This is a genomic window from Neoroseomonas oryzicola, assembly GCF_012163135.1.
Classification (GTDB): domain Bacteria; phylum Pseudomonadota; class Alphaproteobacteria; order Acetobacterales; family Acetobacteraceae; genus Neoroseomonas; species Neoroseomonas oryzicola.
Map to the genome: position 1 here is coordinate 24,547 of NZ_JAAVUP010000017.1, position 21,552 is coordinate 46,098.

Sequence of the window (21,552 nt, forward strand, 5' to 3'; positions counted from 1 at the left end):
TCACTCGCGGTTGGAGACGCCGTCCACTTCACCGCAGAAGTGCAGAAGGGATGTCGCGCAGGCGCCCGGCATCAGCACCTGGATCGCGTGGAAGCGCGTGGGCAGGTTGATGACGCGGATGCCCGGGATGCTCGCGCGGATCTGCGCTTCCTCATGCCCGGTCACCACGCCTGCTGTGGGATAGAGGCCCAGGGTCGGCACCTTCACCTGCGGCAGGTAGGATGACACGTCCACCCTCGCCGCGACGCGCGAGAGCGCGATCAGTACTTCGACATCCGACTTGCCCATCTCCTCCGCGTACCAGCGCACCAGGGCGGGGTCGGCCTCGGGCGGGAAGCGTGTCGCGACGTTCACGGCCTCGGACCATCCCTTGCTGCCCATGATGCGCAAGGCGTCCTGCCAGGAGTCATGCCCGCAGGCAAAAGCTTCCTGCGTTGCCCGAGGGATCGTCACTGGCGCGGCGAGCAGCGTGAGGCTTCGTAGACGCTCGGGGATGGTGGCGCCCATCACGATGCCGAGGATGCCGCCCAGGGACTCCCCGCAGTAATGCACCGGTGCCCCGCCGCCGAGATGGTCCATGACCGTGACCAGGTCCTCGAGGAAGCCGTCGACATGAATACCCTGATGTGGGTCGAAGGCGAGGGGCGACTGCCCGAGCCCGCGCAGGTCCGGGCAGGCAACGCGGTAGAAGCGCGACAGGTAGGGGATCCAGGACCGCCAGAAGATGCCCGAACGGCCGTAGCCATGCTGGAGGACAAGCCAGGGTGCGTCGCGCCATGGGTCAGTATGGTCGTGAATGGCGACGTGCAGCGTCGGCCGGCCTGGGCGTGCGATCATCGGCATGGGGCGTTCCTCTACATTTCTGCAGCGACGCTATCGCGCCTGGGCCGGCTGAGTGAGTCCTCGCATGCAATTCGACTGTCCGCATGCCCATGAGCATGGGGTAAGAGGGCCACACAAGGGTGGTTCTGCTCGCCGCAATCCGTGCGCCCGGTCGTCGGCGGTCATCGGAAGCTGTGCCTAGGCGCCGAGCCAGCGCCGAGACTTGTCGCCATGCTCGCCAAGATCCGTTGCGCGGTGCCGCAGAGTGCCCGGCGTTCCTTCCAGCCGCAGCGGCAGTGCCAGCGTAAGGATGATCCCGCGTTCGGGGTCCTCGATCTCCTCGACAACGCCGCGGGCGACAGCCTGCGGCTGGGCCAGCCCTGAGTCGCCAGCACGGGCTCGGCCGGAATGGCCGACTTAGAATGCCTTGTACGCGTCGGGGACCCGAAGAGAACAGTAACGTTTCTAACAGCATAGCAGAGAATGCCTCCATACCTCAGGGATCTCCGGCATTACGACGACATGTGTGACCGAAGCCCCTGGGTGGTCCCGCTCGGCTACCAGAAGGAGGAAGGATCACTGGGGGTCGCATTCACGTTGCCGGAAGAGACGGGCCGTAGCAGTGGCCCCGGCGCGGTCTACGTGAGGAAGCCGTACGACGGGGAGGAGGCGACCGTCGGCAACGGCTCCATGATGGCCTTCCAGGCCAACGCGCACGAGATGGTCCGAAACCTTCACGCAGCTGGCCTCGAGGCCGGCGGCCCCGACGAGGGAGCGCCAGGCTTCCGGGCCGAGTACAGCGACCGCTTCTATGTCGCCTATCTCCGCGACCCCCTGGGCAACAAGGTCGCGATCTACTGCGTGAACCCGGCGGAGCGGCGTCGGGGCGACTGAGCTCAGGGGAGCCTTCGTGCTGGACGTCGATGGCGCCTCCTGATGCTGGCTTCGCCGTGCATACCGCCTGAGGGCGGGCGGGCGCCGTCGGGCAACGTCGCTGGCCCGTACGGTTCGCACCCCGATCCTCGACTCCCCCGCCGCGTCAGCCCCTCAACGGCGAGATGAAGCGGAAGGGCGATGTCTCCTGGGTGATATCGGTCATCACCTCGATCAGGCAGGGCGCATTTGCCGCCAGCGCATCGCGCACCGCATTGCGGAGCCCTTCGCCGTCTCGCACGCGCCAGGACCGCACGCCGAAGGATTTGGCGAAGGTCTGGAAGTTCGGATTGGTCAGCTCGGCGCCCGAATGCCGGCCGTCGAACAGCCGCTGCTGGTCGCGCAGCACGTTGCCATAGGCTCCGTTGTTGAACACCACCGTCACCAGGTTGATGCCGTAGCGCACCGCCGTCGCCAGGTCGGCGCCGGCGAACAGGAAGCCGCCATCGCCGCAGACCGCGACGACGGCCTTGTCGGGATGCGCGACCTTGATGCCGAGCGCGGTCGGAAAGCCGGCGCCGAGATTGCCCGAGAAGCCGGAGCTGATGCCCGTGCGCGGATGGTGGAATGGCATGCCGAACCATGAGACGTAGCCCACCTGCGTCATGTCGTCGCAGAGAATGCCATCTTCCGGCAGCGCCTCGCGGATCGCCGAGAGGAAGGACATCTGCGGCTGCACCGCCTTGATCTCCTCGGCGACCGTGGCCTTCGCGCGGGCGATGGCCTCGGCGCGGGCGGCGTCGGCACGCGGTTCGACAGCCGCCGTCAGGGCGCGCATGGCGTCGGCGGCGTCGGCGACGATCGGAAGATCGACCGTCAGTCGCCGCATCTCGGCCGGGTCGATGTCGATGCGCGCGATCTTCAGGTCCGCCGGCAGCTTTCCCCAGCGCGCCGTCGACACCTCGAGCCGCGATCCGAAGGCGACCAGCAGGTCCGTCTCGGCCCACAGCTTGTAGGCGGCGGGCACGGTGACGCTCAACGGATGCCGGTCATCCAGCACGCCGCGCGCGCTGCGAAAGCGCACCACCGGCGCGCCGGTCTTCTCCGCCAGCGCGCGGATCTCGGCCCCGGCGTCGATCGCGCCGCCACCGATCCAGATCATCGGGTTCTTCGCGGCGTTCATCATCGCGGCGAGGCGCGCGATCTTCTCGGGATCGGGAACCGGATTGGCGCGCGGCGGCAGCGGATCGACAGGCGTGACCTCGGCGATCGCGGGCAGCTGGTCGAGCGGTATCTCGAGCGCCGCCGGGCTGTGCCGGCCAGACATCATGGACTGGAAGGCCTCCGCGACCTTGCGCGGCGCCTCGGTCGGGTCCTCGATGCGTTCCGCGTGGCGCACCAGCGTGCGCAGCGTCGCGAGCTGGTCCGGCAGTTCGTGCAGCTGCCCGCGCAGCCGGCCGATCATGGTCGAGGGAACCTGGCCCGTTAGGCACAGCACCGGCGAATTCACGCTCCAGGCGGTCGAGAGCGCGGCGGTGGTGTTCAGCACGCCCGGCCCCGGCACCACCGAATACACCGCCGGACGCCCGGTCGCGCAGGCATAGCCCATGGCCATGTAGGCGGTAGTTTGCTCGTGTCGTGCATTAATGACGCGGATGCGGTTCGCGTTGCGGGCGAAGGCGTCGAATAGCCCGTACATCTGCACGCCAGGCAGGCCGAAGACGGTATCGATCCCATGGCGAAGCAGGCCATCGACGATGGCATCTCCGCCGGTCATGCGCGGCATCTCGGTTCCCCCTCTTGCCTATCGTGCGATCCGACCACCGAACGGCCGCTACGCCAAGAGACGCTCCGTTCGAAACACCGCCCTGCGAGGCCATGATGCCGGCCGTGGACAGGACCGCGCGGGCACCGGGCTACACCGATGGCGCACTGCTTCTTGGGGCGTAGGTCAATTTGGAAGGAGGCGGGGATGCCGAAGAAGCGACACACGGCGGAGCAGATCATCAGGCCGCCGCGGCAAGCTGAAGTGGAGCTGGCGCAGGGCCGGGCGGTGGGGGAGATCTGCCGCGGGCTTGGTATCTCGGAGGCGCGCCTTTATCGCTGGCGAGCCGAGTATGGCGGCTCGAAGCTCGACCAGGCGCGCCGGCTGAAGGATCCGAAACGCGAGAACGCGCGGCTGAATCGGGCATTGGCAGCACTGACGCTGGACAAGCAGATCCCGAAGGAAGCCGCGGAGGGAAACTTCTAGGCCCTGAGCGCCGCCAGGCCAGCGTGCGGCACGTGTAGTCGGTGCTCGGTGTCTTCGGGCGCCGAGCTTGCTGCGCGCCGGGCCAACCGCAATCGACGCAGCGCAAGGCGCGGGCAGTGAGAGCCGATGTGGTCGCGCTGACCGATGCGGTGCTGTCGCTGGCGGCGGAGTATGTCCGCTATGGCTACCGCCGCATCACGGCGCTACTGCGGGTGGAGGGCTGGCGGGTGAATGCCAAGCGCGTGGAGTGCTTCTGGCGGCGCGCGGGGCTGACGGTGCCGCGGCAGCAACCGAAGCTGTGTTGCCGTAGCCGTCTGACGCGGTCAGCGCTGATGTTCCTCGCGGCCATCCGCCGATACGCCGCAAACCCGGCGCCCTGGACGGGCGGCCGGGCCACCATGATGCATGTCGACGGTACCTGGATCGTTTGATGCGCCCAGGCGGCCACGCTCGGCGCCAGGACGTGACCACGGCGCGGCGCCGAGCGTGTCTCGGTCCTGCCGCAGGCATCGTACACGCTGCGCCACACAGGAAGCAGCCACCTGTCCATCGTCGAATGCGGTTCGACATCCAAGGCGAACGGCGTTCGCGTCACGCATGTTCACCTGACCGAACAGGCGCAGGCTCCACAGTTCGAGCCTAGGTCAGCGACTGCATCCGCACGCCGCCGCGCCGCAGGAGAAGCACGATGATCCCGATGGCAACGACGCTGAGCGCGATCAGCAGCGTCGCGATAGCGGTGATGGTCGGATTCACCTGCAATACCAGTTCATTGAACATGCGCTTTGGAACGGTGTCGTGCCGCCCGGCGATGAAGTGCGTGACGATCACTTCGTCGAAGCTGGCTATGAGAGCGAAGATCCAGGCCGCGAAGACGCTTGGCAGCAGGTTCGGCAACAGCACGCGGCGGAACATCATGGAGGTCGAGGCACCAAGGCTGAGCGCCACCTGTTCGATCCTGTGGTCGAAGGAACCGATGGCGACCGACATCACCAGGATGACATAGGGCACCCCGAGCACGGTGTGCCCGATCACGAGGCCCGTCATCGTGCCGAGCAGGCCGATCTGCGCGAAGAATATGTAGAGCGCGACGGCGATGATCACGCTCGGCACCACCAGCGGCGCGATGAATACGCCTTCGATCAGCGCCCGGCCGCGGAAGGTTCCGCGCACCAGGCCGTAGGCGGCAACACTGCCGACCAGCAGAGCGATCGTGCTCGAGAGCAGCGCGACAACGACCGAGTTCTGCAGCGCGAGCAGCCAGCGCGGGTCGCCGAGGAAGGATTCGTACCAGCGCAGCGAGAAGCCGGGCGGCGGAAACTCGAGCGAGCTGGCGCTCGAGAACGACATCGGGATGACGATCAGCGCCGGCAGGCAGAGGAAGGCGAGCACGAGCACGCTGCTCGTCGCCAGCAGGATACGGCTCACGACGTCGCCCCCCGGGCGCCCACCCAGCGGGACACGGCGAAGCAGGCCAGCGTCACGACCAGGAGCACGGTGGACAACGCGGCGGCCGTCTCCCAGCGGGCGAACTGGTTGATCAGCAGGTCCAGCGCGTTCGCCACCATCGGCACGCGTCCGCCGCCGAGTATCGCCGGGGTGATGAAGAATCCGAAGGTGAGGATGAAGACCAGGATCGAACCCGCCGCCAAAGCCGGGAGACTCAGGGGGAAGAAGACGCGCCGGAACACCGTCCTTCGGCTCGCGCCCAGCGATTCCGCCGCATGCAGCAGCCGGTCGTCGATCCTGACCATGGCGGCGAAGAGCGGCAATACCAGGAACGGCAGCAGCACATTCGTCGTGCCGATGATCACGCCGAGTTCGTTGTAGAGAAATGCGACCGGCGCCCCGACCAGGCCGAGGTCAAGCAGGATGCGGTTCACCACCCCCGCATTGCCGAGCACGACGATCCAGGCATAGGTGCGCACCAGGATGCTGATCCAGAACGGCAGCACTACCAGCGCGGTCGCAACGACCTGCCGCTGCGGTGACAGGCCCCGCATCCAATAGGCCAACGGGTAGCCAAGAACGGCGCAGACGATGGTCGTGATCACCGCGATCCGCAGCGTGCGGCCGAGAACGCGGAGATAGACAGAGGTTTCGATCAGGTTCTGGTAGTGCTCGATAGTCCATTCGGGCTGCGTGACACTGCGCGCCAGCATCAGCGCGATCGGCAGGATGAAGACCGCCAGCATGAGCAGCAGGAGAGGCAGGACATAGCCGAACTCGGCCGGGAACCGCCGGATGGTTGCCATGCCCTCGCCCCTCTCCTGCCCGCGCCGGTCAGAGTCCGAGCTTGAATTCCTGCCAGCGCCGCTCTGCTGCGTCGCGGTTCTGCGCCCACCAGGCCGGGTTGCCGAACACCTGCACGTCCTTGTTCGCGCGCGTGGTCGGGAACTCGTTGAGGCGCGCCTGCGGCAGCAGCTGGTCGAGCGTCGGGCTCGCGCCGGTGTAGGGGATGACCTCCGCCGCCGTTGCCTGGTTGCGGGCAACCGACATCTCGTGCAGCAGGCCCATCGCCGCGGCCTTCTCGGCCGGGTTGGCCCCCTTCGGCACGACGAAGTAGGCGAGGTCCAGCAGGCCCTGCGCATAGGTCAGGTTGATGCCCGCCTGCCCTGCCACGCGGCCGGAATAGGAGGCGGCGTACTGCACCTCGTTGTCCTTCAGCAGCTGCGGCGGCTGCGCGCCGGCGCCCCACCAGACCGAGACGCTTCCCTTGATCTGATTGAGCTTGCGGAAGGCGCGGTTGAGGTCGAGCGGATACAACTGCGCAGGCGTCACGCCATCGGCCAGCAGCGCCATCGGCACCGCGAGCGTGACATTGTCCGGCAGCGTGCGCTTTCCCGGGAAGTTCCGCACATCCCAGAACTCCGCCCAGCTGCTCAGCGGCTTGGCGTCCGACCGCCAGGCCATCAGGGTCGAATAGTACTGGTATCCGAAAGCATGCGGCAGCTTCGCCTCGTCGAACATCGGGTCCGGATTGATCGCCGCCCAGTCGAGCGGCTCGATCAGCCCCGCCGCTTGCGCGATCGCGGTTGACAGGCTGCCGAGTTCGAACAGCACCGCGGTGATACTGCGCGATTCCACCATGGCGCGCAGCTTGCCGAGCGGATTCGGGTTCTCCCTCACCACGCGGATGTTCGTCCGCGCCGTGAATGGCCGGATGTAGCCCGCCTCGATGGAATCCCCGGAAAGGCCGCCGGCCTCGACCATGCGGATTTCCCGCACCTGCGCCTGGGCCCGGGCGATGCCCGGCAGGGCAAGCCCGCCTGGCAAGGCCGCAAAGGCCGTGGCCTTCAAGAGTGTCCGCCTGTTGGTCATGTCCATGCCTCCCTTGGCCGGTCCTCAGTGGCAGCGCCGCGAAGGGCAGTGCCCCACACGGCGGATCGCCGACACGTCCGAGGGCGTGACGGCATCCTCATCCGGGCGTCGAACCGTCGTCCGGGATGATCCATACATCTTCCGCCTGCCAGGAAACGGACACCTGCGCGCCGGCGGCAAAGCCGCCCCGTCCGCCAGGTGCGACCGCAACCATCGGGCCGCTCGGTGTCTCGACGTGGTAGCGCACGGACTGCCCAAGGTAGACGGCCTCGCTGACCGTCGCCGCCAACATGCCGTCCGGGCCGTGAGGCGCCAGCGCAAGGCGCTCAGGCCGCAGGATGGCGGTGACGCGCGCGCCTTCGGGCAGCGCGGATGGACCGCAGGGGATGGCCTGGCCGCTGCCGAGCAGGATCGACCGGGAACCGGAGCCGATGCGGCCTTCGAGGAAGTTCGCCGTGCCGAGGAAGTCCGCGACGAAGCGGTTGCTCGGCCGCAGATAAGCCTCCTGCGGTGCGGCGATCTGCTGCACGCGTCCGTGGTCGAGCACCATGATGCGGTCCGACAGCGACAGCGCCTCCTCCTGATCGTGGGTGACGAGGATGGTGGTGATGCCGAGCGATCGCTGGAGGCGGCGCAGCTCGACCTGCACCTCCTCGCGCAGCTTGCGGTCGAGCGCGCCGAGCGGTTCGTCCAGCAGCAGGATGTCCGGCTTGAAGACGATGGCGCGGGCGAGAGCGACCCGCTGCTGCTGGCCGCCGGACAACTGGCTTGGCTTGCGCCGCTCGAATCCTTCGAGCCGGACGCGTGCCAGGGCTTCCTCCACGCGCTCCCGCGTCTCCCTGGCGCCGAACTTCCGCACGGACAGCGGAAAGGCGACGTTGTCGAAGACGTTCATGTGCGGAAACAGGGCGTAGCTTTGGAAAACCAGGCCGATGTTGCGCTGGGATGCTGGCAGCGCCGTCACGTCGCGGCCACCGATATGGATCGAGCCGCCGCTCGGGTGGTTCAGGCCGGCGATCATGGTGAGGATGGTCGTCTTGCCGGAGCCGCTGGGGCCGAGAATCGTCACGAATTCGCCCTGCGCGACGTCGAGCGAGACGTCGTCGACGGCGGCCACCGCGCCATAATGCTTGGAGACGGAGTGCAGGTGGATGGAACTCAAGGGCCTTGCCGCGCCTCCCATCTGCGTGCCGTGAAGCAGGATGATCGGCGCGATGCGCCCGCCTGTCCACCTGAGGCGCCGGTCGCGCTAGGCGGTGGGCAGCACACGCTCTGTCTCCTCCACCAAGGCGGTCGCGATGAGGTCGATCTCCGCCGCCCCCTTTGGTGTGGACAACGCGCCGGAGCAGTTCGGCGTCATCAGGATCCCGCGGTCCAGCATGGCGAGGTGGATCGCTGCGATCGCGCGCTTTGCCTGCGCCGTCGGGTAGCTTGAGCGATAGTCGCGGATGGGCGCTGCCGTGAGGTGCAGACGGAACAGCGAGCCGAGCCCCGTGACCTGCGCCGGCATGCCCGCCGCAGCGAAGGCGGCGTTGATCCGCGCGCGCAGCGTGTCACCGAGCCGCCCGAGCCGATCCACCGCGGCCGCGTCGAACGCCTCCAGCGTCGCGAGCCCCGCCACCATGGTGAGCGGATTGGCGCTGAAGGTGCCGCCATGCGCGACCGCGGGTGTCCCGCGTGTGTGGTCGAAGACCGCCATGCGATCGGCCGGACCCGCCACGGCCCCGACCGGCAGACCGCCGCCGATGATCTTGCCGAGCGCGATCAGGTCGGGCTCGAGCCCAAACAGCGTGTGCGCGCCCGCATGCGCCAGGCGGAAGCCGATGACCTCATCGCAGATCAGCATGATGCCGTGGCGGCGACACGCGGTGCGGATGGCATCCAGCGTGCCCTGCGGCGGCGGCACCATGCCGGCCTTCGAGGTGAGCGTATCGAGCACCACGGCAGCCAGGCGCGCGCCCTCGCGCTCCAGGATGACGGCGCAGCGGGCAGGATCGGCATAGGGCAGCACGACCGTATCCGCGACCACCGCCGGCGGCGTGCCGCGCGCATAGGGCACCGCCGCCGGGTCGCCATCCGGACCGTCCCAGTTCGAGGTATCGGAGGCGAGGCTCACCTCGAGATGATCGTAGGCGCCATGATAGGCGCCTTCCATCTTCGCGATGGCCGGGCGACCGGTCAGCGCTCGCGCCGCCTTCACGGCGAACATCACGGCTTCCGTGCCCGAATTGCAGAAGCGAATCTGCTCGCAGCGGGGCGCCCGGCTCCTGATCGCCTCGGCGAGCCGCGTCTCGTGCTCCGTCGGCAATCCGAACGCCGTGCCGCTGCCCACCACGGCGCGCAGCGCCTCGACCACCGGGGGAAAGGCGTGCCCGTGGATCAGCGAGAAGAAGTTGTTGGCGCAATCGAGGATGCGCCGTCCGTCGAGATCTTCGATCCAGCAGCCTTCGCCGCGTGCGGCGTACGGCGGATGCGGCGCGAACCAGGTGGCCTGGCGCATGCTGCCGCCGGGCACGACGCGCTTGGCGCGCTCGAAGGCATGCGCCGACCCCTGCAGGCCGGAGGTGGCGTTCGAGGAACGCTCTCGCGAAGCGACAGGCATGCTCATCCCGACCCCCCAGGTCACTCACGCGGAGGGTCACTGCAGCAAAGTGGACGCCGCATCGTCAAGCCACGGGGCCTCGGCCCATCGCGCCCGCTCCTCGCTATCGCGCCGCTCATGAGCTACGCCTCGACACAGAATTCTCAGCGCGCTTCGCAGGATTCCTCGAGCGCGGCGATGTTGTGCGTGCACTCGGCCTCGCCAACCGGCAGCGTCAACGCGACCATGCCGCGCCAGATCGCGGAGGAGATCAAGGGCCCGCGCGCCTCGGGCATCTGCCGGGACGACCGCCACTCACCGGCGCGACTCACCCTCTCCAGCGATCTCCGCGAGGAGCCAATCGCGAAAGGCCCTCAGCGCGGGCATGTCGGTCGAGGCTTCTGGATAGGCCAGGACGTAGGCCGCACCGGTATCCAGAGCGTGCTCGAACGGGGCGATGAGACTGCCGCGCGCGAGTTCCTCGGCGACCATGAAGGAGGGCATCAGGGCCACGCCCAGGCCATTCACGGCCGCCGCGGCGACCATGGCGTGGTGATGGAACTTGGGGCCTCGTAACCCGTCGACGCCGGTCGCCCCGACCATTGCCAGCCATTCCGTCCATGCGCGCGGCTGGGTCGAATGCTGCAGCAGCGTGTGCCGCGCAAGGTCTGCCACGACGTCGAGCCGACGGTCCATGATCAGCGCGGGCGCGCACACTGGGATCCTGCGGTCCGCGACGAGGCGATGGCTCGCGATGCCCGGGCGCGGTCCGGCATCCAGCATGATGGCGGCATCCACGTCCTCGGCTGCGAAATCGAGCGGTGTCGGCCGCGTCGTATAGTTCTGGTAGTTCACGACGATGCGGCGATGGGCCGCGTGGAAGCGCGGCATCCTGGGCACCAGCCATCGCGTCCCGAAGGTGGGCTGCACCGCGATGGTCAGCGTGCCGTCGGCGCCCTGATGCGCCAGCAGCTCGAGCGTCGCCGCCTCGATGCGCGACAGCGCCGCGCGCACCTGCGGCGCATAGGCTGCTGCCGCCGCCGTCAGGACCAGCCGCTGGCGTACGCGCTGGAACAGCCGCACGCCCAGGATCGCCTCGAGGCCCGCGACCTGGCGGCTGACGGCGCTCTGCGTGAGATGCAGTTCGTCGGCCGCACGGGAAACGGACAGATGCCGCGCGCAGGCTTCGAAGGCCTGAAGCGCCGCGGTCGGCGGGGTATGGCGGCGCATCGGCGGCCTCCGACTTCATTCCGGATCGTCATGAAGGCATGAGGGAGTAACGGTTGCCAGCCCCAGGCAACGGCACGAAAACTGGACCTTGCGTGGAGCAGGCGCAGCCTGCCCCATGCACACGGCGCATGAACGGCGCCGCGCATCATCGCCGGGGACCAACCCGGCGGCACGGGAACGCTGCCCTGGACGGCTAGATCAGGAGGCATCATGACCGACTCGTTCCGTCTCCCTCGCCGCCGCATGCTTCTGGGCGGCGCCGCGGCTGCCGCGGCACCCTTCGCCGCGGCCCGTGCGACCTGGACCCCGCAGCAGCCGATCCGGATCCTCGTCGGCTACCCGCCTGGCGGCGCGGTCGACATTCTGGTTCGCATCGTCGCCGAGGGCATGCAGCGCGTGCGCGGCATCAGCGCGGTGCCGGAGGTGCGCAGCGGCGCCTATGGGTTCATCGCCGCGCAGGGCGCCGCACGGTCAGCACCCGACGGCTACACGCTCGCCAGCGCCATCATGGGCATGATGAGTGTGGCGCCCGCCATTCCCGGCATACCGATCCCGATCGACCTCGATCGCGAACTGACGCCGGTCACCGCGCTCGCCGGCACGCCGATGGCGCTGGTGGTGCGGCCCGACGCGCCCTTCACCGACATCGACGGGCTGATCGCCTATGCCCGGCAACGCGACGGAGCGGCGACCTTCGCCTCCTCGGGCAACGGGTCGATCAACCAGCTCGGGGCCCTGCTTTTCGCCAATGCCGCGGGCGTCAGGCTGAACCACATCTCCTATCGCGGCGGCGCGCCCGCGATGCTGGACGTTAGCGCGGGGCGCGTCGACATGATGGTCGCCAATGTCGCGGAAGTCGCACCCGGCATCCGGGGCGGGCAACTCAAGGGCTTCGGCGTCACGGCGAAGGAGCCGACCCCGCTGATGCCGGAACTGGCGCCGCTGGCTGTCCGCTTCCCCACGCTCGAGATCAACAACTGGTTCGGCCTTGCCGGCCCGGCCGGCCTGCCGGCCGATGTGCGCGAAGGGCTCGCCGGCATCTTCGAGGCGGTGGTCCGCGATCCCCAGACCGCCCGCACGCTGCTCGAGCGCGGGCTGATCCCGCTCGGCGAGAGCGGTCCGGCCTTCGAGGAACGCATCCGGCGCGACCGCGCCCGATGGCGCCAGGTGGTCGAGGCGAACAACATCCGCGGCGACTGACCCCGCCTTCCATACGACATCCGGCTTCTCTGCGCCCAAGGAGCATCATGGCTGCCTCGCTTTCGCTCGGCATCGACATCGGCGGCACCTTCACCGACCTGGTCGTTCTCGATCCCTCAGACGGCCGGGCAGTGATCTGGAAGGAAAGCACGACGCCCGACGACCCTTCCCGCGGGACCATCACCGGGTTGCGGCGGCTGCTCGAGAAGGGCGGCATCGCGCCCGGCTCTATCGGCCGCGTCGTGCATGCCACGACCCTGTTCACCAATGCACTGATCGAACGGAAGGGTGCGCCGACTGGGCTGTTGACCACAGATGGCTTCACCGACGTCCTCGAGATCGGCCGCGAGCGGAAGTACGAGCTCTACGACATCTTCCTTGAGATGCCGGCGCCGCTCGTGCCGCGCCCTTGGCGGCGCCCGGCCCTGGAGCGCATGGCGCCCGATGGCACGGTCGAACGCCCCCTCGACGTGGACGCGGCGCTTCGGGAGGTGGAGGGCCTTGTCGCCAGCGGGGTGGCGAGCCTCGCCATCTGCTTCCTGCACGCCTACGCCAACCCGGCGCATGAGCGCATCGCCGCCGAGGCGATCGCACGGCGCTTCCCGGCCCTGTCCGTCTCCATATCGTCCGATCTCGCACCGGAGATCCGCGAGTATCCGCGCATGGTGACGACGGCGGCCAATGCCTATGTGCGGCCGATCGCCCAAACCTACCTCGATACGCTGGAGGCCGCGCTGAAGCACGCGGGCATTCCCGGCGGGCTGTTCCTGATGCTGTCCAATGGCGGACTGACGCACGTGGCCGAGGCCAAGCGCGCGCCGGTGCAGTTGCTGGAGAGCGGCCCGGCGGCCGGTGCGCTCGCCGGAGCGTGGTTCGGGCGGCACGCGGGGCTCGACCGCGTGCTTGCCTTCGACATGGGCGGCACGACAGCGAAGCTGGCGCTGGTGGATGACGGCGATCCTCTGGTCGCCTGGGGCTTCGAGGCGGCGCGGACCAAGCGCTTCCTGCGCGGTTCCGGGCTGCCGATCCAGATCGCGACGGTGGAACTGATCGAGATCGGCGCTGGCGGAGGATCGATCGCGCGCCGCAGCGAACTCGGCACGCTGCATGTCGGGCCCGAGAGCGCCGGCGCACAGCCAGGACCGGTCTGCTACGGCCGCGGCGGCAACGAGCCTACGGTCACGGACAGCGACCTCGCGCTGGGGTACCTCAATGCCGACTTCTTCCTCGGCGGCGCCATGGCGATCGATGCCGACAAGGCGGCGGCGGCGCTCGGCGGGCTGGCAGGCGCGCTGGGCCTCGACGCGGCCAGGGCCGCCTTCGGCATCCATGACGTGGTCAACGAGAACATGGCCGGCGCCGCACGCGTCGCCATCGCCGAGCGTGGACGCGTGCCGCAGGACTACGCGCTGCTGGCCACCGGCGGGGCCGCGCCTGTCCATGCCTGGCATGTCGGGCGCAAGCTCGGCGTGCAGCGCGTGGTCTGTCCGCCCGGCGCGGGCGCCGGCAGCACCATCGGGATGCTCATGGCGCCCGCGCGCATCGACCGTGTCGCGTCGTTCAACACGCGCCTGTCCGAAGCCGACTGGGAGGAGGCCGGGCGCATCTTCGGCATGCTGGAGGCCGATGCGACGGCCATCGTGAGGGAGACGGGCGCCGACCTCTCGCGCCGCGACGTCAGGCGCCTCGCCGACATGCGCTATGTCGGCCAGGGTTCCGAGATCACGGTCGTGCTTCCGGAACGCCTTGTCGCCGACGAGGTGCTTGCAGCCTTCGAGGCCGCCTACCGGATCCTGTTCGGCCGCACGCCGCCCGGCGCCACCGCCCAGTTCGTCGCGCTGCGGCTCTCGCTCTCCGCCCCAATGCCGGGTTCGGGCGGCATGCTGAAGCTCGATGGTCTCGGCGGCGGGCAGGTCGCGCGGAAAGGCGAGCGTCAGGTGCATTTCCCCGATGCCGGCGGCGCGGTCGCGACGCCGGTCTATGATCGCTACGCGTTGCCCATAGGCACGCGCCTCGAAGGCCCGGCGGTATTCGAGGAGAACGAGAGCACCTTCATCGTCGGCCCCGGCGCGCGCATCGACGTGCTGCCCGACGGGTCCATCCTCGCCGAGCGCGTTGCCTGAGGACGTGCACCATGAATGACACGATGCCTGCCCGGACCTTCGACGCCGTCGAACTGGAGCTCCTCTGGCGCCGCCTGATCTCGCTGGTGGACGAGGCGGCGGCCGCGCTGGTCCGCACCTCCTTCTCCACGCTGGTGCGTGAATCCTACGACTTCTCCTGCGTCGTCACGGACGCCGCAGGGCAGTCGTTGGTGCAGGCGACGGAGAGCATCCCCTCCTTCATCGGTACCCTGCCGGAGACGGTAAAGCACTTCCTGCGTTTCTTCCCGCCGGAGACACTGCAGCCGGGCGACGTCTTGATCACCAACGACCTCTGGCTCGGCACCGGGCACCTGCCCGACATCACCGTCGCCAAGCCGATCTTCCGCGACGGTCGCCTGGTCGCCTTCAGCGCGAGCACCGCCCATGCGCCCGACATCGGCGGCAAGATCCGAAGCCCGGAACCGCGGGAGGTCTTCGAGGAAGGCCTCCAGATCCCGCCGCTCAAGCTGATGCGCTCGGGCGTCGCCGACGAGACGCTTGTCGCGATACTACGGCAGAACGTGCGCACGCCGGAGCAGACGCTCGGCGACTTGTGGGCGCAGGTCGTGGCGCTGGACCTGATGGAGGAACGGCTGCACGTCCTGATGGACCAGGCCGGGCTGCGGGACCTCACGGACCTCGCCGCGGAGATCCACCGCCGCTGCGAAGCGGCCATGCGCAATGCCATCGCCGCCCTGCCCGACGGCACCTATCGCAGCGAACTGAAGACGGACGGGCTCATGGACACGCCCGTCACGATCCGGCTTGCGCTGACGATCAAGGGCGACACCATCACCGCGGACTTCACCGGCACCGATGCGCAGGTCGATCGCGCGATCAACTGTGCGCTCTGCTACACCTACGCCATGGTGATGTACGGGGTGAAGGTCTGCACCAGCCCCACCCTGCCGAACAACGAGGGCGCCTGGCGGCCGATCTCCATCGTCGCCCCGCCGGGCTGCATCGTGAACCCGCAATTCCCCGCGTCAGGCGGCTCTCGCATGCTGATCGGCCACTACCTGCCGATGCTCGTCTTCGGCTGCCTTGGCCAGGTCGTGCCGGAACGGGTCATGGCGGCCTGCGGGTCGCCGATGTGGGGGATGAACCAGTCCGGCGTCGGCGCGAACGGCAAGCCCTACGCCAACATGTTCTTCTTCAACGGCGGCATGGGCGGGAACATGCATGGCGACGGGATCTCCTGCCTGTCCTGGCCGTCCAACGTCTCCTCCACCGCGGTCGAGATCAGCGAGCACATCGCGCCCATCCACATCCACCACAAGCGACTGCGGCCCGACAGCGGCGGACCGGGACGGCATCGTGGCGGACTGGGCCAGGAGATCCTCATCGAGAGCCGCTCGCCGACGCCGATCGCCGTTTCCTTTCTTGCGGAGCGGACCATCTTTCCTGCGTTCGGGGTGGAAGGCGGGCAGGACGGCGCGCCGGGCATGCTTCGCATCAACGGCGAGAAGGTCGATCCGAAGCGGCAATACGTGCTGAAGACGGGCGATACCGTCGCGCTGGCCACGCCGGGAGGCGGTGGGCACGGTGATCCAGGTCAGCGAAGTGCGGTAGCGGTCGCGCACGACCTGGCTGCCGGATACGTCACGGAATCGTCGACCTGTCGGCGGTGACGCGATCGGCTTGCTCGCTCGCGCGCGCCGAGCGGATCCCCGACACGCCTCGAAGGCGCGAGACTGAGGTCAGGGCGGACCCGACGTGCGGCACGCTCATAGCGGCCGCAGACCCGTTCATTGGACCGGGCGCCATCCCCGCGGGCCGGTTCGATCCCTCACCGGGAGGTCCGACGGGGTAGGCGGAGTATTCCCCAACGCCCTGGCCAGGGTCCGAACTTGATCGGGATCATGGTCACCAGCCCTCCCTCCCGCGCACCCTGACATCAAAGGGTGGGAGGAGAGCGCGTGGCCGCGACCGGCGATATCGGCGCCGACAGGCCCCTGGAGCGGGGTCGACGGATCGTGAAGCAGCTCGAGGGGCTGCGCATGCAGCCGAACCTGCTGGGTGAAGCCCTCGACGGACGGCCGTTCGACTGGGGGGCGGCACGCGCCCTGCTCGACGGCCTGCCCTCCGGGAAGGGCCTCAACATCGCGCATGAAGCTGTCGACCGGCATGCTTCCGGGCCGAATGGCATGGGGACCGCGCTGCGCTGGATCGGCCGCGACGGCACGCGGCGCGTGCTGTCCTGGCGTGACCTGCGGACGGAAACGAACCGCTTCGCGAATGCCCTGAGGCGCCTGGGCCTGAAGGAAGGCGGCAGGGTCTTCCTCCTGGCGGGGCGGATCCCGGAACTCTATGTCGCGACACTCGGGGCGCTGAAGGCGAAGTGCGTCGTCTGCCCGCTTTTCTCGGCCTTCGGGCCTGAGCCGATCGCGACGCGGCTGGAGATCGGGGAGGCCGAAATCCTGATTACCACTGCGACGCTCTACCGCCGCAAAGTGGAAGCCCTGCGGCCGCGGCTGCCGCTGCTGCGGCATGTCGTCCTGGTGGACGCAGCCGCCGTCGATGGGACGCTCGATTGGCACGCCCTGATGACGGAGGCCGATCCGGTCTTCGAGATCCCGCCGACGGATCCTGAGGATATGGCTCTCCTGCACTTCACCAGCGGCACCACGGGAAAGCCGAAGGGCGTGGTTCATGTCCACCAGTCCGTGGTGATGCATCATGTCACGGGCCGCACGGCCCTCGACCTGCATCCCGGCGATATCTTCTGGTGCAGCGCGGACCCCGGCTGGGTCACCGGCACGAGCTACGGGATGATCGCGCCTCTCACCAATGGCGTGACCAATGTCGTGGTCGAGGCGGAGTTCGACCCGCAGACCTGGTACGACGTGCTCGAACAGGAGCGGATCTCGGTCTGGTACACCGCCCCGACCGCCATCCGCATGATGATGAAGCTGGGCACCGAGCCGCTGCGCGGCCGCGATCTGTCCTCGCTGCGATTCCTCGCCAGCGTCGGCGAGCCGCTGAATCCCGAGGCCGTGGTCTGGGGCGTCGAGGCCTTCGGCATGCCCTTCCACGACAACTGGTGGCAGACCGAGACCGGCGGGATCATGATCGCCAACCTCGCGGCGATGGACGTGAAGCCCGGCTCCATGGGCAAGCCGCTGCCGGGGATCGAGGCGGCGATCGTACAACGCGACGGACAAGGCGGCATCGCCTTGGTGGACGCTTGGATGGTTCCCGGAGAACTCGCTCTCAAGCCGGGATGGCCATCGATGATGCGCGGCTACCTGCATGAGGAAGCCCGCTACAAGAAGTGCTTCGTCGGCGGCTGGTACCTGACCGGCGACCTCGCGATGCGCGACGAGGATGGCTACTTCTGGTTCGTCGGCCGCGCCGACGACGTGATCAAGTCATCCGGCCACCTGGTCGGGCCGTTCGAGGTCGAGAGCACGCTGATGGAGCATCCGGCCGTCGCGGAAGCCGCGGTCATCGGCAAGCCGGACCCGACCGCCGGAGAGATCGTGAAGGCCTTCGTCGCGCTCAAGCCCGGTCACGAGCCGTCGGAGGCGCTGCGGCGCGAACTGCTCGGCCATGCGCGCAAGCGGCTTGGCGCCGTGGTGGCACCGAAGGAAATCGACTTCCGGCTCAATCTGCCGAAGACGCGCAGCGGCAAGATCATGCGTCGCCTCCTCAAGGCGCGCGAGCTCGGCCTTCCTGAAGGCGACCTGTCCACGCTGGAGAGCGACGAACGATGACCGCCAAGGTGCATCTCGGCCGCCCGGAGGGTCTCGCGCTGCTGCGCGACATGCTGCGCATCCGCCGCTTCGAGGAAGCCTGCGTGGCGCTCTACCAGGCGGAGAAGATCCGTGGCTTCCTTCACCTCTACGATGGCGAGGAAGCAGTCTCGGTCGGCGTCATGCGCGCCCTCGGTCCAGAAGACGGCATCGCCGCCACCTATCGCGAGCACGGCCAGGCCATCGCGCGCGGCATCCCGATGCGGCCGCTGATGGCGGAGATGCTGGGCAAGCAGGAAGGCTGCTGCCGCGGGCGCGGCGGATCGATGCACATCTTCGACCGCGCCACACGCTTCTATGGCGGCAACGCCATTGTCGGCGGTGGGCTGCCGCTTGCCCTCGGCGTCGCGCTGGCGGACAGGATGCAGGGCCGCAAGGGCGTCACCGCCTGCTTCTTCGGTGAAGGCGCGGTGGACGAAGGCGAGTTCCACGAGACGATGAACCTCGCCTCGCTCTGGCGCCTGCCGGTCCTCTTCGTCTGTGAGAACAACCGCTATTCCATGGGCACGGCGCTGGAGCGTGCGGAGGCGGAGACCGCCATCTTCCGCAAGGCGGAAGGCTACCGCGTGAGCGCTGAGGCAGTGGACGGCATGGACGTGGTCTCCGTGGCGGTCGCCGCCCGCCGCGCGGTGGAACGCATCCGTGAGACTGGCGCGCCGCATTTTCTCGAATGCCTGACCTATCGCTTCCGGGCGCATTCGATGTTCGATGCCCAACTCTACCGCAACAAGGAGGAGGTGGTGGCCTGGCGCGAGCGCGACCCGATCCGCCGCCTGCGTGCCTGGCTGGAACAGGCCGGCTACCTCCATCCGGACGACATGACGCGCATGGAGGCCGAGGTGGATGCCGAGGTCGCCGACGCCATCGCCTTCGCGGAGGCGGGCACCCTGGAGCCGGTCGAGAACCTCGAACGCTTCGTCACCATGGACGAGGTGCCGTCATGAGCGGCGCGATCCGCATGACCTACCGCGAGGCCTGCCGCCAGGCGATCCGCGAGGCGGTACTGGCCGACCCGCGCGTCTTCCTGATGGGCGAGGATGTCGGCCGCTACGGCGGCTGCTACGCCGTGACCAAGGGTCTGTCGGCGGAATTGGGGGAGGATCGGATCCTCGACACCCCGCTGTCCGAAAGCGCCTTCGTCGGCGCCGGCATCGGCGCGGCCATGGCCGGCATGCGGCCGATCGTCGAGGTGATGACCTGCAATTTCAGCCTGCTCGCCCTCGACCAGATTCTCAACAACGCCGCGACCATCCCACACATGTCGGGCGGGCAGTTCGCGGTGCCGATCGTGCTGCGCATGGCGACGGGAGCCGGGCGCCAGTTGGCCGCACAGCATTCCCACAGCCTCGAGGGCTGGTTCGCCCATATCCCGGGCCTGCGCATCCTGGCGCCGGCGACGGTGGCCGATGCGCGCTTCATGCTGGCCCCGGCGCTCGCCGATCCCAACCCGGTGCTGATCTTCGAGCATGTCATGCTCTACAACATGGAGGGCGAGATCCCCGCAGGCCTCGCCGGCGTTGACATCGCCCATGCGGCGGTGCGGCGGCCCGGGCGCGACGTCACGCTGGTGACCTATGGCGGCAGCCTGTTCAAGACGCTCGCCGCGGCCGAGGCGCTGGCGGCCGAAGGCATCGAGGCGGAGGTGATCGACCTCCGCGTGCTCCGCCCGCTCGACACCGCGGCGATCATGGCCTCGGTCGCACGCACGCGGCGCGTCGTGATCGTGGACGAGGGCTGGCGCTCCGGCTCGCTCTCCGCCGAGATCGCCATGCGCATCGTCGAGGAGGCGTTCTTCGAGCTCGACGCGCCGATCCGCCGCGTGTGCTCGCGCGAGGTGCCGATCCCCTATGCGGCGCACCTGGAACAGGCAGCGCTGCCGCAACCCGAGGCCATCGCCGCCGCGGCACGGGGGCTGGTGAGGCCGGCGTGATGACCGCGTTCCGCATGCCGTCCCTCGGTGCCGACATGGAGGACGGCACGCTGGTAGAGTGGAAGATCCGCCCCGGGGAGAAGGTGCACCGCGGCGACATCGTCGCGGTGGTGGAAACCGCCAAGGGCGCCATCGAGATCGAGATCTTCCACGATGGCGTCGTCGCCGAACTGCTCGTCGCACCGGGGACCAAGGTGCCGGTGGGCGCGGTGCTCGCGCGCCTCGACGGCGCGGCGACGACGACGCCTGCGGCGATGCGGGAGGCGGTGGTCGTGGCCGCTCCCGTGAGGCCCACGCCCGTCCTGCCACAACCCCCGGCCGCCCGGGAAGCGCCCGCCCGCCGTCGCGTGACGCCGGCCGCGCGGCAGCGTACCGCGGCGCTCGGCATCGACCTCGGCGGCCTGCGCGGCACCGGCGTGGACGGCGCGATCTGCCTGGCCGACCTGCCGTCGCCGGCCGCCGCCCCTGCCACACGCCGCGGCGGCTTCGACCCTGCCGCGATGCGGCGCGCCATCGCTGCCGCCATGGGGCGGTCCAAGCGGGAGATCCCGCACTACTACCTCTCCCAGACCGTCGACATGACCGGCCCGCTCGCGCGGATCGAGGCGCTGAACCGCGACCGCGCGCCGCCCGACCGCCTGCTGCCGGCGGCCCTGATCCTGCACGCCGTTGCGCGCGCCGTCGCGGAGACACCCGAGCTGAACGGCTTCTGGGAGGACGGCGCCTTCCGGCAAGGCGATGGCGTGCATGTCGGCTGGGCGGTCGCGCTGCGCGGCGGTGGCCTCGTCGCGCCGGCGATCCGCGATGCGGACCGACTTTCCCCCGAGGCGCTGATGGCGGCGCTGCGCGACATCGTCGCGCGGGCGCGCGGCGGCGGCCTGCGCAGTTCGGAGCTCACCGACGCCACGATAACCGTCACGAGCGTCGGCGATCGTGGGGCCGAGAGCGTGCTGCCGATCATCTACCCGCCACAGGTCGCGATCCTCGGCATCGGGCGGATCGTGGAGCGGCCCTGGGTGGTGGAGGGAAACGTCGTCCCGCGCCGCGTGGCGGCACTGACCCTGGCCGGGGACCATCGCGCCTCGGACGGCCACCGCGGCGGGCTGCTGCTCGCCCGCATCGAGTCGAAACTGCAGGAGGCGGAGGTTCCATGACGCGGGAGAAGACGCTCGCACTCCTCGCCCAGATCCTGGCGGAGATCGCGCCGGAGGCGAGCCTGGCCGACGTGAAGGGCGATGACGATCTGCGGGAATCGATCGACCTCGATTCGATCGACTTCCAGAATCTCGTTATCGCTCTGCATGACCGCACGGGCGCCCCGATCCCGGAGGCCGACTATCCGCGTCTCCTCACGATGGACGGAATGGTCGCCTACTTCGCGGAGGTACCAGGCTAGTCCTGGCCTGACCTCGTAGAAGCGGTTGGTCCTGAACTGCTCCTGAACC

The 21,552-nt window shown here is 68.9% G+C and carries 21 protein-coding genes; 12 read left to right on the forward strand and 9 right to left on the reverse strand.

Annotated features, from left to right (window positions below; translation table 11 throughout):
- Positions 1-843, reverse strand: a complete 843-nt coding sequence (locus tag GWK15_RS23860) for an alpha/beta fold hydrolase (protein WP_168043916.1) — start codon at positions 841-843, stop codon at positions 1-3.
- Between the two features lie 210 nt (positions 844-1,053).
- On the opposite strand from GWK15_RS23860, the gene GWK15_RS23865 reads away from it, so the two are divergent.
- Together GWK15_RS23865 and GWK15_RS23870 are read left to right on the forward strand one after the other, a co-directional pair.
- A complete protein-coding gene (locus GWK15_RS23865) occupies positions 1,054-1,206 on the forward strand; it encodes a hypothetical protein (protein WP_168043917.1) in 153 nt (50 codons plus the stop codon).
- Between the two features lie 138 nt (positions 1,207-1,344).
- Entirely contained in the window at positions 1,345-1,716 is a 372-nt protein-coding gene (locus GWK15_RS23870; RefSeq protein ID WP_209442398.1) for a VOC family protein, read from the forward strand.
- 145 nt (positions 1,717-1,861) lie between these two features.
- On the opposite strand, the gene GWK15_RS23875 is transcribed toward GWK15_RS23870, so the two are convergent.
- Complete coding sequence (locus GWK15_RS23875) at positions 1,862-3,481, reverse strand: thiamine pyrophosphate-dependent enzyme (protein WP_168043919.1); 1,620 nt, start codon at positions 3,479-3,481, stop codon at positions 1,862-1,864.
- A gap of 186 nt (positions 3,482-3,667) precedes the next feature.
- Between GWK15_RS23875 and GWK15_RS23880 the strand changes: the two genes are divergently transcribed.
- Positions 3,668-3,946: a transposase gene (locus GWK15_RS23880; RefSeq protein WP_168043920.1), complete on the forward strand. Its 279-nt coding sequence runs from the start codon at positions 3,668-3,670 to the stop codon at positions 3,944-3,946.
- Between the two features lie 116 nt (positions 3,947-4,062).
- Entirely contained in the window at positions 4,063-4,377 is a 315-nt protein-coding gene (locus tag GWK15_RS23885) for an IS3 family transposase (RefSeq protein ID WP_168043921.1), read from the forward strand.
- A 208-nt stretch (positions 4,378-4,585) separates the two neighbouring features.
- Here GWK15_RS23885 and GWK15_RS23890 read toward each other — a convergent pair whose 3' ends face one another.
- The 7 genes from GWK15_RS23890 to GWK15_RS23915 form a co-directional block, all read right to left on the reverse strand.
- Complete coding sequence (locus GWK15_RS23890) at positions 4,586-5,374, reverse strand: ABC transporter permease subunit (RefSeq protein WP_168043922.1); 789 nt, start codon at positions 5,372-5,374, stop codon at positions 4,586-4,588.
- Positions 5,371-6,201, reverse strand: coding sequence for an ABC transporter permease (locus tag GWK15_RS23895; RefSeq protein WP_168043923.1), 831 nt, complete (start codon positions 6,199-6,201; stop codon positions 5,371-5,373). Before GWK15_RS23895 ends, GWK15_RS23890 begins: the two co-directional genes overlap by 4 nt.
- A gap of 28 nt (positions 6,202-6,229) precedes the next feature.
- On the reverse strand, positions 6,230-7,267 hold the full coding sequence (locus GWK15_RS23900) for an extracellular solute-binding protein (protein ID WP_168043924.1): 1,038 nt from the start codon (positions 7,265-7,267) through the stop codon (positions 6,230-6,232).
- Between the two features lie 97 nt (positions 7,268-7,364).
- Entirely contained in the window at positions 7,365-8,450 is a 1,086-nt protein-coding gene (locus GWK15_RS23905) for an ABC transporter ATP-binding protein (protein ID WP_209442399.1), read from the reverse strand.
- A 66-nt stretch (positions 8,451-8,516) separates the two neighbouring features.
- Positions 8,517-9,875, reverse strand: coding sequence for an aspartate aminotransferase family protein (locus GWK15_RS23910; RefSeq protein ID WP_209442400.1), 1,359 nt, complete (start codon positions 9,873-9,875; stop codon positions 8,517-8,519).
- Between the two features lie 137 nt (positions 9,876-10,012).
- Positions 10,013-10,144 (reverse strand): hypothetical protein, encoded by a 132-nt coding sequence (locus GWK15_RS26440; RefSeq protein WP_272870092.1) that lies wholly within the window; start codon positions 10,142-10,144, stop codon positions 10,013-10,015.
- A gap of 19 nt (positions 10,145-10,163) precedes the next feature.
- The gene (locus GWK15_RS23915) at positions 10,164-11,078 is read right to left on the reverse strand and encodes a LysR substrate-binding domain-containing protein (protein WP_168043925.1); all 915 of its coding nucleotides are present in this window, start codon (positions 11,076-11,078) and stop codon (positions 10,164-10,166) included.
- Positions 11,079-11,288: 210 nt separating this feature from the next.
- On the opposite strand from GWK15_RS23915, the gene GWK15_RS23920 reads away from it, so the two are divergent.
- The 8 genes from GWK15_RS23920 to GWK15_RS23955 all read left to right on the forward strand — a co-directional run bounded on the left by GWK15_RS23920 (position 11,289) and on the right by GWK15_RS23955 (position 21,503).
- Entirely contained in the window at positions 11,289-12,278 is a 990-nt protein-coding gene (locus tag GWK15_RS23920; RefSeq protein WP_168043926.1) for a tripartite tricarboxylate transporter substrate binding protein, read from the forward strand.
- Between the two features lie 47 nt (positions 12,279-12,325).
- Positions 12,326-14,401 carry a hydantoinase/oxoprolinase family protein gene (locus tag GWK15_RS23925; protein WP_168043927.1) on the forward strand — a complete coding sequence of 692 codons (2,076 nt, stop codon included), beginning with the start codon at positions 12,326-12,328 and terminating at the stop codon, positions 14,399-14,401.
- Between the two features lie 11 nt (positions 14,402-14,412).
- Positions 14,413-16,053 (forward strand): hydantoinase B/oxoprolinase family protein, encoded by a 1,641-nt coding sequence (locus GWK15_RS23930; protein ID WP_168043928.1) that lies wholly within the window; start codon positions 14,413-14,415, stop codon positions 16,051-16,053.
- A gap of 288 nt (positions 16,054-16,341) precedes the next feature.
- The gene (gene acsA, locus GWK15_RS23935) at positions 16,342-18,138 is read left to right on the forward strand and encodes an acetate--CoA ligase (protein ID WP_338147327.1); all 1,797 of its coding nucleotides are present in this window, start codon (positions 16,342-16,344) and stop codon (positions 18,136-18,138) included.
- Complete coding sequence (pdhA, locus tag GWK15_RS23940; RefSeq protein ID WP_168043929.1) at positions 18,135-19,121, forward strand: pyruvate dehydrogenase (acetyl-transferring) E1 component subunit alpha; 987 nt, start codon at positions 18,135-18,137, stop codon at positions 19,119-19,121. Before acsA ends, pdhA begins: the two co-directional genes overlap by 4 nt.
- Complete coding sequence (locus GWK15_RS23945) at positions 19,118-20,107, forward strand: alpha-ketoacid dehydrogenase subunit beta (protein ID WP_168043930.1); 990 nt, start codon at positions 19,118-19,120, stop codon at positions 20,105-20,107. The genes pdhA and GWK15_RS23945 overlap by 4 nt, the downstream gene beginning before the upstream one ends.
- Entirely contained in the window at positions 20,107-21,261 is a 1,155-nt protein-coding gene (locus GWK15_RS23950; RefSeq protein WP_168043931.1) for a dihydrolipoamide acetyltransferase family protein, read from the forward strand. Before GWK15_RS23945 ends, GWK15_RS23950 begins: the two co-directional genes overlap by 1 nt.
- Positions 21,258-21,503, forward strand: coding sequence for an acyl carrier protein (locus GWK15_RS23955; RefSeq protein WP_168043932.1), 246 nt, complete (start codon positions 21,258-21,260; stop codon positions 21,501-21,503). Before GWK15_RS23950 ends, GWK15_RS23955 begins: the two co-directional genes overlap by 4 nt.
- Positions 21,504-21,552 lie beyond the last annotated feature (49 nt).